General features: G+C 73.1%; 5 protein-coding genes. 4 read left to right on the top strand and 1 reads right to left on the bottom strand.

Annotated features, from left to right (window positions below; all coding sequences use genetic code 11):
* The first annotated feature begins 31 nt into the window (after positions 1–31).
* Positions 32–1,357 carry an HNH endonuclease signature motif containing protein gene (locus tag AC4BGB_RS16765; protein ID WP_490548044.1) on the top strand — a complete coding sequence of 442 codons (1,326 nt, stop codon included), beginning with the start codon at positions 32–34 and terminating at the stop codon, positions 1,355–1,357.
* On the opposite strand, the gene AC4BGB_RS16760 is transcribed toward AC4BGB_RS16765, so the two are convergent.
* A complete protein-coding gene (locus AC4BGB_RS16760) occupies positions 1,354–2,157 on the bottom strand; it encodes an SDR family NAD(P)-dependent oxidoreductase (RefSeq protein WP_490548043.1) in 804 nt (267 codons plus the stop codon). The two genes, AC4BGB_RS16765 and AC4BGB_RS16760, sit on opposite strands and share 4 nt — an antisense overlap.
* A gap of 112 nt (positions 2,158–2,269) precedes the next feature.
* Between AC4BGB_RS16760 and AC4BGB_RS16755 the strand changes: the two genes are divergently transcribed.
* Genes AC4BGB_RS16755 through AC4BGB_RS16745 form a run of 3 tightly spaced genes read left to right on the top strand, consistent with a single transcriptional unit; the run spans position 2,270 to position 13,861 of the window.
* Positions 2,270–11,356 (top strand): fatty acid synthase subunit beta domain-containing protein, encoded by a 9,087-nt coding sequence (locus tag AC4BGB_RS16755; protein ID WP_490548042.1) that lies wholly within the window; start codon positions 2,270–2,272, stop codon positions 11,354–11,356.
* Positions 11,353–11,829 (top strand): holo-ACP synthase AcpS, encoded by a 477-nt coding sequence (gene acpS, locus AC4BGB_RS16750; RefSeq protein ID WP_490548040.1) that lies wholly within the window; start codon positions 11,353–11,355, stop codon positions 11,827–11,829. Before AC4BGB_RS16755 ends, acpS begins: the two co-directional genes overlap by 4 nt.
* Before the next feature lie 4 nt (positions 11,830–11,833).
* Positions 11,834–13,861: a carboxyl transferase domain-containing protein gene (locus tag AC4BGB_RS16745; RefSeq protein WP_490548039.1), complete on the top strand. Its 2,028-nt coding sequence runs from the start codon at positions 11,834–11,836 to the stop codon at positions 13,859–13,861.
* Positions 13,862–13,885: the final 24 nt, after the last annotated feature.

Genomic DNA, 13,885 nt, shown 5'->3' with positions numbered 1-13,885 from the left:
TTGTGTCGGTGCTCACGCCTAGAGTTGATTCATGGACAGCACCTCGACCCTCTCCGCTCCCGAGGTGCTCGACGCCGTCCGCCAGGCTCGTGCCGACAAGCAGGCCGCCGAGATCCGCGAGCTGCAGCGGACCGTCGACTGGGCCCTGCTGCACCCCTGTCCCGACGACGAGTGGCCCGCGCACTGGGGGCAGGTCCCCGCGGACGGTGAGCGGATCTGCACCCTCGCCGGACCCGGTGCGCCGCTGGTCTCCGAGCTCGCCGTCGCCGGCCTGGGCGCCGCCCTGCACATCACCCTGGACGCCGCCAGGCAGCTCCTCGCCGACGCCCTCGAGCTCGCCTACCGGCTGCCGCGACTCTGGGAGCACGTCGTCGCCGGGCGGGTCCCGGCCTGGCTCGCCCGCCAGATCTCCCGGCACACCCACGACCTCTCCGAGGAGGCGGTCGCGTTCGCGGACCGGCTGATCGCCTCGACCCCGGCGAAGGTCCACCTCGTCGACGCCGAGCAGCTGGTCAACGAGGCGCGGCTCTACTTCGACCCCGACCGCGCCGCCGACGAAGAGCAACACCGCCGCCAGGCCCGCGGGGTGCACCTCCAGCGCACCGGCCGCACCTCCCCCGGCACCACCGACGTGGCGATGACTCTCGACACCCCCGACGCACTGCTGTTCGACCAGACCCTGAGCCGCATCGCCGGCGAGCTCGAGGGCCTTGGCGACACCGACCCCCTCGACGTCCGGCGAGCACGGGCCGTCGGGATCCTCGCCGATCCGCAGTACGCCCTCGACCTGCTCTCCGGACGTGACGCCGCGCCCTCACAGGGTGGGACCGACAACCTGGACCTCTACGTGCACCTCACTCCAGCCGACCTGATCGGCACCGGAGCGTGCACGATCGAGCACTACGGCGCCGCCACCACCCGCCTCCTCGAGGAATGGCTCGCCCGGCACGCCGACGCGGGCGGCAAGGTCGTCCTGCGGCCCGTCATCGACCTCGACGCCGGGAACGCCGACCCTGCCGCCCGGCCGGTCGACGCACACGACCCACCCGCGGCCATGCGCGAGCTCTGCGTCCTGCGCGACGCCCACTGCGTCTTCCCCGGCTGCCGCCGCGACAGCAGGCGCTGCGACCTCGACCACATCACCGCCTACCTGTCGATGGACGACTGTGGACCACCGGGCCAGACACATCCCGGCAACCTCGCCCCGTTGTGCCGGAGCCACCACCGGCTCAAGACGTTCACCCCATGGGACTACAAGCGCCTCGACGACGGCAGCTATGCCTGGACCGCGCCCACCGGCCACCAGTACGTCGTCCGGCCTGTGTCGCGGCGGCCACCCGGCGCTTCACCCAGCTAGTCGCGCAGCCCCGGGTGGACCCTGGCGAGCACCGAGGCGAGGAGCCTCTTCGGGGCGACCGTGGAGAAGGCGGCGCCGACCTGGTTGGCGAGGCCGGGGATGATCACCAGGGTACCGCGGTCCAGCCCCTCGACGGCGGTCTTGGCCACCTGGGTCGCCGGCACCCACATGATCGCGGGCAGGGCACCCTCGGCCTCCCCCTCGGCGAAGCCGGCCGCCTCCCCGAACCCGGTCTCGACCGGTCCGGGGCACAGCACGCTGGCCGTGACGCCGGTGCCGCGCAGCTCGGCGTGCAGGCTGCGGGTGTAGGAGAGCACGAAGGCCTTGCCGGCGCCGTACCCCGCCTGCCCGGGAAGCGGCTGGAAGGCGGCGGTCGAGGCCACGTTGAGCACCGCCCCGCTACCCCGCTCGACCATGGCGGGCAGGAACCGGGAACACAGGTCGGCGACCGCGGCGACGTCGACCTCGATCATCCGCAGCTCCGCCTCCGGGTCGCTGCGGTGCACCGGGCCCAGGGTGGAGAACCCCGCGTTGTTGACCAGCACCTGGGGGGTCAGACCGCGCGAGTCCAGCTCGGGGAGCAGTCCGGCCCGGTCGGCACGGTCGGCGAGGTCAGCGGGTACGACGTGCGCGGTGGTGGGCAGCTCGTCGGCCAGGGCCTGCAGCCGCTCGGCCGACCGGGCCACCAGGACCAGCTCGTGGCCGCGCCTGGAGAGCTCCCGGGCGATCTCGGCGCCGATCCCACTGGAGGCTCCGGTGATCACGGCGACATGGGCGGATTTCGGGGAAGGCAGGACCATTCCGGCAGCCTAGGACCGCCCTACTGACGGGTAGAAGAAAAGTCGAGGAAAATCTCATGAAAAACGTGAGGAGGACTTCAAGTTCAGGCGGGAAACATGATTGACTCCTCACATGACCCAGCTCCCCCCCACCACGCTGACCCAGGACCACGCCACACCCGAGCGGGGCCGCACCCTGGCCGACCGCCTGATCGAGGGCGAGGAGTTCGCGATCACCTTCGGCGGACAGGGCACCGACTGGTTCGCGACCCTGGCCGAGCTCGTCGAGGAGCACGCCGACACCTCCCGGGTGAGCACCCTGGTCGAGGAGTCCGCCGCCCGGATCGCGCCGGTGGCCGGCGAAGTCGCCGCCGCCCTCCCGCGCCCGTTCACCCCGCACACCTGGCTCGCGCAGGAGGTCACGCCCGCGACCGCGGACACCGTCAACCCTGCCCTCGGCATGCCCGGGGTGCTGCTGACCCAGCTCGCCACCCTCGACCTCCTCGCCGGGGAGGGCTTCGACCTGACCAGGGTCGCGCCCGTCGCGAGCGTCGGGCACTCGCAGGGCATCTTCGGCGTCGCGGCGCTCGCCGGCCGTCGTGAGGGCGACCGCGACAGCGACGTCGACCTGATGGCGATCGCGCGCCTGATCGGTGCCGCGGCGGCGATCGTCGGCCGCCGGGTCGGCCTGGTCCCGCACGGCGAGGACTCCCCCATGCTCGCGATCAGCGGCGCCGACCTCGACCAGGTCCGCGACCTCGTCGCCGGCGTCTCCGAGAACGGCGACGCCGCCATCGTCGCCGCGGTCAACGGGCCCCGTCGCGTCGTGGTCAGCGGCACCATCGACGCGCTGCGCCGCGTGCGCACCGCCGTCGAGAAGCGCGCCGCCGCGGAGGCGGCACAGATCGACGCCAAGACCCGTGGCGGCCGGGCGTTCGCCCCGACCCTCGAGCCGATCCGGGTGGCCCTCGGCTTCCACCACCCCGCCCTCGCTCCCGCCGTCGCGATGGCACGCGACTGGGCCCAGGCCTGCGGCCTCGACGCCGGCCTCACCGAGCACCTTGCCCGCGCGATCTGCGTGGAGACCGTCGACTGGCCGCGCGAGCTCACCGACGCCGTGGGCCCGGAGACCCGTTGGGTCGTCGACCTCGGTCCCGCCGACCTCTCCGCCAAGATGACCGCCCGCTCGCTGCGCGGGCGCGGCGTCACCGTGCTCCCGGCCGCCACGGCCGCCGGGCGCGACCAGCTGTTCACGCCGGGCGCGACCGTGCCCGAGGCGGCCGACTGGTCGGCGTACGCACCCAGGCTGATCGACCGCGGCGACGGGTCCCCCGTCGTGGACACCAAGTTCACCCGCCTCACCGGGAAGTCGCCGATCCTGCTCGCCGGGATGACCCCGACGACCGTCGACCCCGAGATCGTGGCGGCCGCCGCCAACGCCGGCCACTGGGCAGAGCTCGCCGGCGGCGGGCAGGTCACCGAGGAGATCTTCAAGGCCAACCTCGCCCGGCTCGGCGAGCTCCTCGAGGAGGGCCGCACCGCCCAGTTCAACACCCTGTTCCTGGACCCCTACCTGTGGAAGCTGCAGGTCGGTGGCCAGCGCCTGGTGCAGAAGGCCCGGCTCGCGGGCGCCCCGCTCGACGGACTGGTGATCAGCGCCGGCATCCCCGAGCTCGAGGACGCCGAGGCGATCATCGAGGACCTGCACGAGTCCGGCATCAGCCACGTCGTGTTCAAGCCGGGAACCGTCAAGCAGATCAAGCAGGTGCTGGCGATCGCGCGTGCGGTCGACACCAACGTGATCATGCACATCGAGGGCGGCGTCGCCGGGGGCCACCACTCCTGGGAGGACCTCGACGAGCTCCTGCTCGCGACCTACCCCGACCTTCGCTCGGTCGAGAACCTGGTGGTCTGCGTGGGCGGCGGCATCGGTACGCCGGACCGCGCGGTCGACTACCTCACCGGCGCCTGGGCGACCGCGCACGGCGAGGCGGCCATGCCGGTCGACGGCGTGCTGATCGGCACCGCCGCGATGGCGACCAAGGAGGCCACCACCTCGGCCTCGGTCAAGCAGCTCCTCGTCGACACCCCCGGCATCACGACCGCCGTCAACGGCGGCTGGGTCGGCGCGGGTCGCAGCGACGGGGACGTCACCTCCGGGCGCAGCCAGCTCGGTGCCGACATCCACGAGATCGACAACGCCGCCTCGCGCTGCGGCCGCGTCCTCGACGAGGTCGCCGGCGACGCCGAGGCAGCCGCCGCCCGCAAGGACGAGCTCGTCGCCGCGATGGCCCAGACCTGCAAGCCCTACTTCGGCGACGTCGCGGAGATGACCTACGAGCAGTGGCTGCGCCGCTACGTGGAGCTCTCGGGCCCGACAGGCTCGACCAGCAAGGGCTGGGTCGACGTCACGTTCCGCTCCCGCTTCGAGGCGATGCTCGACCGCGCACTGGCGCGCGTGCACCCCGCGACGGCCGGTCCCATCGACCGTCTCGACGCCGACCTCGACTCCCCCTCGGAGGCCATCGACACGCTCGTGGCCACCCACCCCGAGGCCCTCAGCTGCCGGCTCCACCCCGCCGACGTGCAGTACTTCCTCGAGATCTGCCGTCGGCCGGGCAAGCCGGTCAACTTCGTCCCCGTGATCGACGCCGACGTACGCCGTTGGTGGCGCTCGGACTCGTTGTGGCAAGCCCACGACGAGGCCTACGGGGCCGACCAGGTGATCGTCATCCCGGGCCCTGTGGCCGTGGGTGGCATCACCGTGGTGGATGAGCCGGTGGCCGACCTGCTCGACCGGTTCGAGGCAGCGATCGTCGAGGACCTCCGTGGTCACGACGTCTCCTCCCACGCTGCCGTGAGCCGGAGCACCGTGGGTTCCGGCACCACGCCCCTCGACGCTGCGTTCACCTCCCAGGACGTGGTGTGGGCCGGGCGCGTGGTGCCGAACCCGCTGCACCGCCTGAAGGGACTCCCCCAGGGGACGACCTTCGAGCTGGTGCCCGACGGTGACGACGCCGCGATGCTGCGGGTCCCCCTCTCGAAGGGTGACCTGGAGCTGCGCGTCGACCTGTCCGGGGTCTCGAGCGGGCGGCTCCCGGTGATCTCCACCGAGGCAGCCACCGAGGCGATGGGCGCCCTGCTGGCGCTGACCGCCGGCGGCACCCTGCCCGAGGTCGTCGAGGACACCGCCGTGCTGGAGGCGACCTGGACCACCGACCGCGCTGCGGACCACATCGGCGTCACCAGCCCCACCCGCACCCGCCGCGGCGACGCCGTCGCGGACCCGCAGGAGCAGTCCGTCCCCGACGCCCTGGTGGGCCTGACCTGGCCGGCCGTCTTCGCCTGCATCGGCCCCGTCGAGGGCCTCCTCGACCTGGTCCACCTCGACCACCGGATCGAGATCTCCAAGGTGCCCGCCGACGGCGACGCGCTCACCGTCACCGCACGCCGCAGCGAGGTCGCGGACACCACGTCCGGGCGCGTCATCACCGTCGACATCACGATCACCGACTCCTCCGAGCAGGACGCGACCGTCGCGACGCTGCAGGAGCGGTTCATGGTGCGGGGCCGCGTCGGCACCGCCGAGCTGACCGCCCCCCGGTCGCTGGCCACCGACGTGCAGGACACGCCGCGGGCCCGGATGGACCGGTTCAAGGTCACCGCACCCGAGCACATGGGTGCGTTCGCCGCCGTGAGCGGCGACCACAACCCGCTGCACACCGAGCCCGCCGCCGCCCGGCTCGCAGGCTTCGACGGCCCGATCGTGCACGGGATGTGGCTCTCGGCCGTGGCGCAGCGTGCTGCCGCCTCGGTGGGGGCGACCCACCACCCGCGGCCGATCCGCAGCTGGCTGACCCGCTGGGTCTCCCCGCTGCTGCCCGGCGCCGAGGTGGAGATCACCGTGGAGCGCACCGGCGTCCTCGGCGGGGACACCGCCGTCGAGGTCACCTGCCGCGCCGACGGCGAGCTGACCATGGTCGCCGAGGCACTGGTCGCGGCACCGCGTACGACGTACGCCTTCCCCGGCCAGGGGATCCAGAGCCAGGGCATGGGCCTGGAGGCACGCACCCGCTCCGCCGCGGCCCGCAAGGTCTGGGACCGTGCGGACAGCCACACCCGGGAGGCGCTCGGCTTCTCGATCCTCGCGGTCGTGCGCGACAACCCGATCGAGCTGTGGGCCGACGGCGAGCTGCACCGGCACCCCGACGGCGTGCTGTTCCTGACCCAGTTCACCCAGGTCGCGATGGCGACCCTCGCGGTGGCGCAGGTCGCCGAGATGCGTGAGGCCGGCGTCTTCGTCGAGGGTGCGATCACCTGTGGCCACTCGGTCGGCGAGTACAACGCGCTGGCCGCCGTCACCGGCATCCTCCCGCTGGAGGCGCTGCTGGAGATCGTGTTCCGCCGCGGCATGGCGATGCACCACCTGGTGCCGCGCGACGCGCAGGGCCGCAGCAACTACCGGCTCGCCGCGATCCGCCCCTCGCAGATCGACCTGGCCGACGACGACGTCTCGGCGTTCGTCTCGGAGGTCGCCGCGTCGTCGGGTGAGTTCATCCAGATCGTCAACTACAACCTGCGTGGCTCGCAGTACGCCATCGCCGGCACCGTCGCCGGCCTCGAGGCGCTCGAGGAGGTCGTCGAGGAGCGCCGCGCCCGGGTGGGCGGCAAGCCCGCGTTCATCCTGGTGCCGGGCATCGACGTGCCGTTCCACTCCTCGGAGCTGCACGCCGGGGTCGAGGACTTCCGTCAGCGTCTCGACGACCTGCTGCCCGCGGTGATCGACCCGTCGCTGCTGGTGGGTCGCTACATCCCCAACCTGGTGCCGCGGCTGTTCACCCTGGACCGCGACTACGTCCAGGAGGTCGCGGACCTCGTCGACTCCCCGCTGCTGAAGCCGGTCCTCGAGGACTGGGCCACCTGGGAGGCCGACCCCGCCCGCCTCGGCCGTGCGCTGCTGATCGAGCTGCTCGCCTGGCAGTTCGCCAGCCCGGTCCGCTGGATCGAGACCCAGGACCTGCTCTTCGGCGCCCCCGAGCACGGTGGCCTCGGCATCGAGCAGTTCGTCGAGGTCGGCGTGGCCAACGCGCCCACGCTGGCCAGCCTGGCGGCACAGACGACCCGGCTCCCGTCGTACGACGGGGTCGCGCCGCGGATCGTGAACTCCTCGCGCGACGCCGCCGTGGTGTTCGCGACCGACACGCCCATGCCCGAGGAGGAGCCGGAGGAGGAGCCGACCGCCGAGGCCGCACCGGCACCGGAGAAGACCGCCGCGCCCGCCGCTCCTGCTGCACCGGTGGCTGCTGCCGGGGCAGAGCGCCCCGCAGACCTGAGCTACACGGCCGCGGACGCGACCCGGACCCTGGCCGCACTGCGGACCAAGGTGCGCCCCGACCAGATCGGTCCCGCCGACACGATCGAGGCGCTGTGCGACGGCGTCTCCTCGCGTCGCAACCAGCTGCTGGTCGACCTCGGTGCCGAGCTGTCACTGGGTGCGATCGACGGCGCGGCCGAGGCGGAGTGGAAGGCACTGTCCGCGACCGTGACCAAGCTGGCCCGCACCTACTCCCCCTTCGGGCCGGTGCTCACCGAGGCCGTCAGCGAGCAGCTGCGCAAGTTCGCCGGTGCGGCCGGCAGCAAGCCCGCCGCGATCGCGGACCGGGTGCGCGAGACCTGGCAGCTCGGCCCCGGCTGGGTGGCGCACGTCTCCGCCGAGCTGGCCGCCGGCCTGCGCGACGGGGCCTCCACCCGTGGCGGGTCGCTGACCTTCTCGAACGGCTCGGGACCGATCGACCTCTCCGACCTGAACGCCGTCGTGGACCACGCGGTCCAGGCCGTCGGCCAGGCACAGGGTGTCTCCGTGAGCATGCCCGCCGCCGCAGGTGGCGAGGGCGGCACGGTCGACTCCGCTGCGCTCGACGAGCTCAGCGGCACGATCATCGGGCACGACGGCATCCTGGCCTCCACGGCCAGGCACCTCCTCGGCAAGCTGGGGCTCGCCGAGGACGGCGTCGCAGCCGAGGAGCAGGACCTCGACGCCGAGCTCGTGCAGCTCGTCGAGTCCGAGCTGGGCACCGACTGGGCCCGCAAGGTGGCGCCGTCCTTCGACGCCAGGCGCGCGGTCCTGTTCGACGACCGCTGGGCCTCGGTGCGCGAGGACTTCGCCCGGGTGTGGGCCGGTGACGAGGACGCGTGGACGCGCAGCTTCGTCGGTCTCGACCCCGCTGCCCGGGCGCAGGCAGGCTGGTGGCTGGACCGCGCCCGTCGCGAGCAGCGCACCGACCTGGTCTCGTTCTACGGCGGCGCCATCTCGGCGGCCGACCGCGACCTGGAGTGGGCCGACGACGTCGCCGTGGTGACGGGTGCTGCTCCCGGCTCGATCGCCGGCGCCGTGGTGGCCGACCTGCTCCGCGGGGGCGCCACGGTCGTGGCGACCACCTCGCGCCTGGACAAGGACCGGCGGGAGTTCTTCCGCGGCCTCTACCGCGACCACGCCTCGAACGGCGCCGCCCTGTGGGTGCTGCCGGCCAACCTGGCGTCGTACGCCGACGTCGACGCGCTCGTGAAGTGGATCTCCTCCCCCGTGGTGGAGTCCGCCGGCGGCATGAAGACCGAGCTGCGACCGGCCCTCTCCCCCACGCTGGTGTTCCCGTTCGCGGCCCCGGCCGTGCAGGGGACCGCCGCCGACGCCGGCCCCCGGGCCGAGGTCGAGTTCCGCGTCCTGCTCTGGGGCGTGGAGCGCCTGGTCACCGGCCTGGCCGCCCAGGGCGCCGAGCACAAGCTCGGCCGTCGGGTGCACGTCGTACTGCCCGGCTCGCCCAACCGTGGCCGCTTCGGCGGCGACGGCGCCTACGGCGAGGCCAAGGCCGCGTTCGACGCGTTCGTGCAGCGCTGGCAGGCCGAGCGCGACTGGTCCGCGCGGGTCTCCCTGGCCCACGCCCACATCGGCTGGGTCCGCGGCACCGGCCTGATGGGTCACAACGACCCGCTGGTCGACGCCGTGACCGAGGCAGGGGTCCGCACCTGGTCCCCGACCGAGATGGCCGCCGAGCTGCTCGAGCTGTGCAGCGCCGAGTCCCGGCGTACGGCGTCCGAGGCACCGATCGTGGCCGACCTCACCGGCGGCCTCGGCGAGGCCGACCTCGACCTGGCCGCGCTGGCCAGGGAGGCGCAGGCCGCAGCGTCTAGCGCGGCCGCCGACGAGCCCGAGGCCGAGAACGTGCTGCACGCGCTGACCCACCCCGCGGGCTACGGCGTCGTCCAGCCCACGATGGACTGGCCCGAGCTGCGCACCGCCCCCGAGGACATGGTCGTGATCGTCGGCGCCGGCGAGGTCGGCCCGATGGGGTCCTCGCGCACCCGGTTCGAGCTCGAGGTCGAGGACCGCCTGTCCCCGGCCGGTGTGCTCGAGCTGGCGTGGACGACCGGGCTGATCGTCTGGGAGCACGAGCCGGTGGCCGGCTGGCACGACGTCGCGACCGGTGAGCCGCTCACCGAGGCCGAGGTCGTGGAGAAGTACGCCGAGCAGATCGAGGGCAGCGTCGGCATCCGCCGCTACCGCGACGACGGGGCGATGATCGACGGCACCGCGCCGCTGATGGTGCCGGTGTTCCTCGAGGAGGACACCTCCTTCGTGGTGCGCACCCGCGACGAGGCCGACGCGATGGTGGCGGCGTCTCCGAAGCACACCCGGATCACCCCCACCGCGGACGGCGACTGGCTGGTCACCCGACTGGCCGGCAGCGAGATCCGGGTCCCCCGCAGGTTCAAGCTCTCGCGGTTCGTGGGAGCCCAGATCCCGGACGGCTTCGACCCCAAGGTCTGGGGCCTCGGCTCGATGACCGAGTCGACCGACCGGCTGGCGGCCTGGAACCTCGTGGCCACGGTGGACGCGTTCATCTCGGCCGGCATGGAGCCTGCGGAGCTGCTGCGCCACATCCACCCGACGAGGTTCGCCAACACCCAGGGCACCGGCATCGGCGGGATGCAGTCCACCCGCAAGATGTACGTCGACGCGCTGCTCGGTGAGCAGCCGCCGAACGACGTGCTGCAGGAGGCGCTGCCGAACGTGATCGCGGCGCACACCGTGCAGTCCTACCTCGGTGGGTACGGCTCGATGGTGCACCCGGTCGCCGCGTGTGCCACCGCCGCCGTCAGCGTCGAGGAGGGTGTGGACAAGATCCGCCTCGACAAGGCCAGCGTGGTCGTCACCGGCGGCTTCGACGACCTCGGCATCGAGGGCATCCTCGGCTTCGGCAACATGAGCGCGACGGCCGACACCGCCGACATGCTCGCCCGGGGCATCGACGAGCGCCACGTCTGCCGGCCCAACGACCGTCGTCGTGGCGGGTTCGTCGAGGGCCAGGGTGGCGGCACCGTCGTACTGGCTCGCGGTGACGTCGCGGCGGAGCTCGGGCTTCCCGTGCTCGGGGTCGTGGCGTACGCCGGTTCCTTCGCCGACGGCATCCACACCTCCATCCCCGCGCCCGGCGTCGGGGCCCTGGGAGCCGGGATCGGTGGTGCCTCCTCGCCGCTGGCCAAGGGCCTCGCCGCCCTGGGCCTGGGCGCCGACGACGTGGCCGTGGTGTCCAAGCACGACACCTCGACCGCGGCCAATGACCCCAACGAGTCGCAGCTGCACGAGCGGCTCGCCGGCGCCCTGGGGCGCACGGTGGGTGCGCCGCTGTTCGTGGTCAGCCAGAAGTCGCTGACCGGTCACGCCAAGGGCGGTGCTGCCGCCTTCCAGCTGATCGGGCTGTGCCAGATGCTGGCCGGCGGCGTGGTCCCGCCCAACCGCGGGCTGGACTGCGTCGACGAGGTCCTCTCGGAGAACGAGCACCTCGTCTGGCTGCGGCAGTCGCTGGAGACCGGTCCGATGCGTGCCGGGCTGCTCACCAGCCTCGGCTTCGGGCACGTCTCGGCGCTGGTCGCGGTGGCGCACCCCGGTGCCTTCGTGGCGGCGCTCTCCCCGACGCAGCGGCAGAGCTGGCAGCAGGCGGCCACCGAGCGCCTGGTGGCCGGCGAGGCGCGCAGGCTCGACGCCATGTGCGGCGGCGACCCCCTGTTCCGCAAGGCCGAGAAGCGCCGGTTCGCCGACAGCGACCTCAAGCGCACGAAGGCCGACGAGACCGCGATGCTCATCGACCCGCGTGCCCGCCTCGGGGCGGACGGCGTCTACGCCCGGGCCGATTCCCGGGCCACAACTGGGGTCCAGGCATGACGGGCGTGGCCCCGGAGATCGTGGAGGCCCTGCCGGAGACCGCCGGTGTCGGCGTCGACCTCGTCGGCGTCGAGGCGTTCGCCGAGCAGCTCGACCAGCCCGGCACCCGGTTCGCCCGCTCGTTCACCGCAGGTGAACGACGGGCGGCCCGGGCCGGCTCGGACGGAGACTCCTCCCCCGGCTCGTTCCGGGAGGCCGAGAGCCTCGCCGCCCGCTGGGCGGCCAAGGAGGCGGTGGTCAAGGCGTGGTCGAGCACCTGCTTCGGCCACCCCGAGGTGATCGACCCCGAGCACGTGGACCTGCGCGAGATCGAGGTCCGTACCGACGCGTGGGGGCGGCCGGCGATCCGGCTGCACGGCGCCATCGCGGAGTCGATGGCCGGGTACCGGGTGCTGGTCTCCCTCTCCCACGACCCCACCGCCGGCCCCGGCGGCACCGCCATCGCGTTCGTCGTGCTCCAGCAGGAGGGCTGAACCCATGTCCCACCACGTCACCACCACGCTGCCCGGTCTGGTCGTGCGGACCCTGGTCGCCGACGGCGAGCGGGTCCGCGAGGGCCAGGGCATCCTGATCACCGAGACGATGAAGTGCGAGCAGACGCTGGTCGCTCCCGTCGACGGCACCGTGGCGCTGTCCTGCACGGTCGGCGACGTCGTCGAGCCCGGTCACCTGGTCGCCCTGGTGACACCGGTGCGCGCCTCGAAGCCCGCTCCGGTGAACCTGCGCGGTCCCCGTCCCCTGTCCCCGCAGGCGGTCGTCGACCTCGTCTGCGGCCCGCACGCCGACCCCCGTCTCGGGCCGTCCGCGCGCAGCGGCACATTTGTGGAGTACGACCTCGCCGAGACCCCCGCGATGTTCGCCAACCCCTCTCCCGGGGACAGGCTGGTGCGCGTCGAGCCGGGTCACCAGCGGGAGTGCGGGGTGATGATCGGCGTGATGACCCACGTCGTCGACGGCCACCCCGACGGCATCTCGCGCGTGTGGATCGGCGGCGACCCCGGTCGCTCGATGGGTGCGGTCGCCGAGGCCGAGTGCCGGCGGATCCTCGCGGCCATCGACCTGGCCGAGCGGCTCGGCGTACCCCTGGAGTGGGTGGCGATCTCCGCGGGCGCCCGCATCGCCTGGGACTCCGGCACCGAGAACATGGACTGGTGCGCGGCGGTGGTCGCGCGCCTGATCACGTTCACCCAGGGCGGCGGCCAGGTCGTCGTCGTGGTGAGCGGGATCAACGTCGGCGCGCAGTCCTACTGGAACGCCGAGGCCACCATGCTCGGGCACCACAAGGGCATGCTGATCATGCTGCCCGACCAGGCGATGGTGCTCACCGGCAAGCGGGCGCTGGCCCTGTCCGGGGGCGGCACCCACGCGACCGACGCCCACATCGGCGGGTACGACGAGGTGATGGGTCCCAACGGGCAGGCCCACCACAAGGCGGCCACGATGATCGACGCCTACCGGATGGTGTTCTCCCACCACTCCCTGTGCAGCCGGCGTCGCGACGGCCAGGCCCCTGCGGTCGCGTCCAACGACCCGCTGGACCGCGACATCACCTCGGACCGCTACACCGAGACCGAGCCGTTCGAGACCATCGGCGAGGTGCTCGACAAGGTCACCCACCCGGGCCGCAAGCAGGCCTTCGCGATGCGCCTGGTGATGGGCTCGGTCGTGGACCGCGACGCCCCCGTGCTCGAGCGCTGGACCGACATGGCCGACGCACGCGGCACCATCGTGTGGGACAGCCGGATCGGTGGCTCACCGGTCTCCGTGGTCGGGATCGAGGCACGGCCGGTGAAGTCCGACACCGGCGACCACTGGCTCTCCGCCTCCACGCTGCACCCGGAGGGCTCGCGCAAGGTCGCCAAGGCGATCAACGCCGCGTCCGGCAACCGCCCGGTCGTGGTGCTCGCCTCGCTGTCGGGCTTCGACGGCAGCGCCCGTTCGATGAAGGGCCGCCAGCTCGAGTTCGGCGCGGAGATCGCCCGTGCGGTCACCAACTTCGAGGGCCCTCTGGTGGTCGTGGTCCTCGGGCGCTTCCACGGTGGGGCCTACGTGGTGTTCTCCAAGGCACTCAACCCCGACGTGCGGATCCTCGCCCTCGACGGTGCGTTCGTCTCGGTGATCGGCGGTGACGCCGCCGCCGGCGTGGTCTTCGCCGGGGAGCTGAAGAAGCGCGAGGCCGCCGCCATGGCCGAGGACCCGTCCCAGGACCCCGTTGCCGTGCACCGTCGCGAGCGGGCCGCCCTGGCCCGGAAGTTCGACGAGGTCCACGACGTGCACCGCGCCGCGAAGGTGGGGTCGATCGACGAGGTGATCGACGTGCACGAGGTGCGCTCCAGCGTCGCCCGGCTGATCGGGGCCGGGGTCGCCGACGCACCCACCCTGACCGGGGGCTGGGTGCCGGCCAGGCAGCTGGTCCCGACCGGGCAGATCCCCGACACCGCGATCGTGACCGGGGTCGACGCCGGCTGGAACTCCGGCGTGGGCGCGGTGGTCGAGGAGCGCTGACCCCGGGGGGCGTTGACCGCGGTT

Source organism: Nocardioides sp. Z30_9 (genome assembly GCF_058215735.1).
This window is presented reverse-complemented; position numbering and strand designations above follow the sequence as displayed.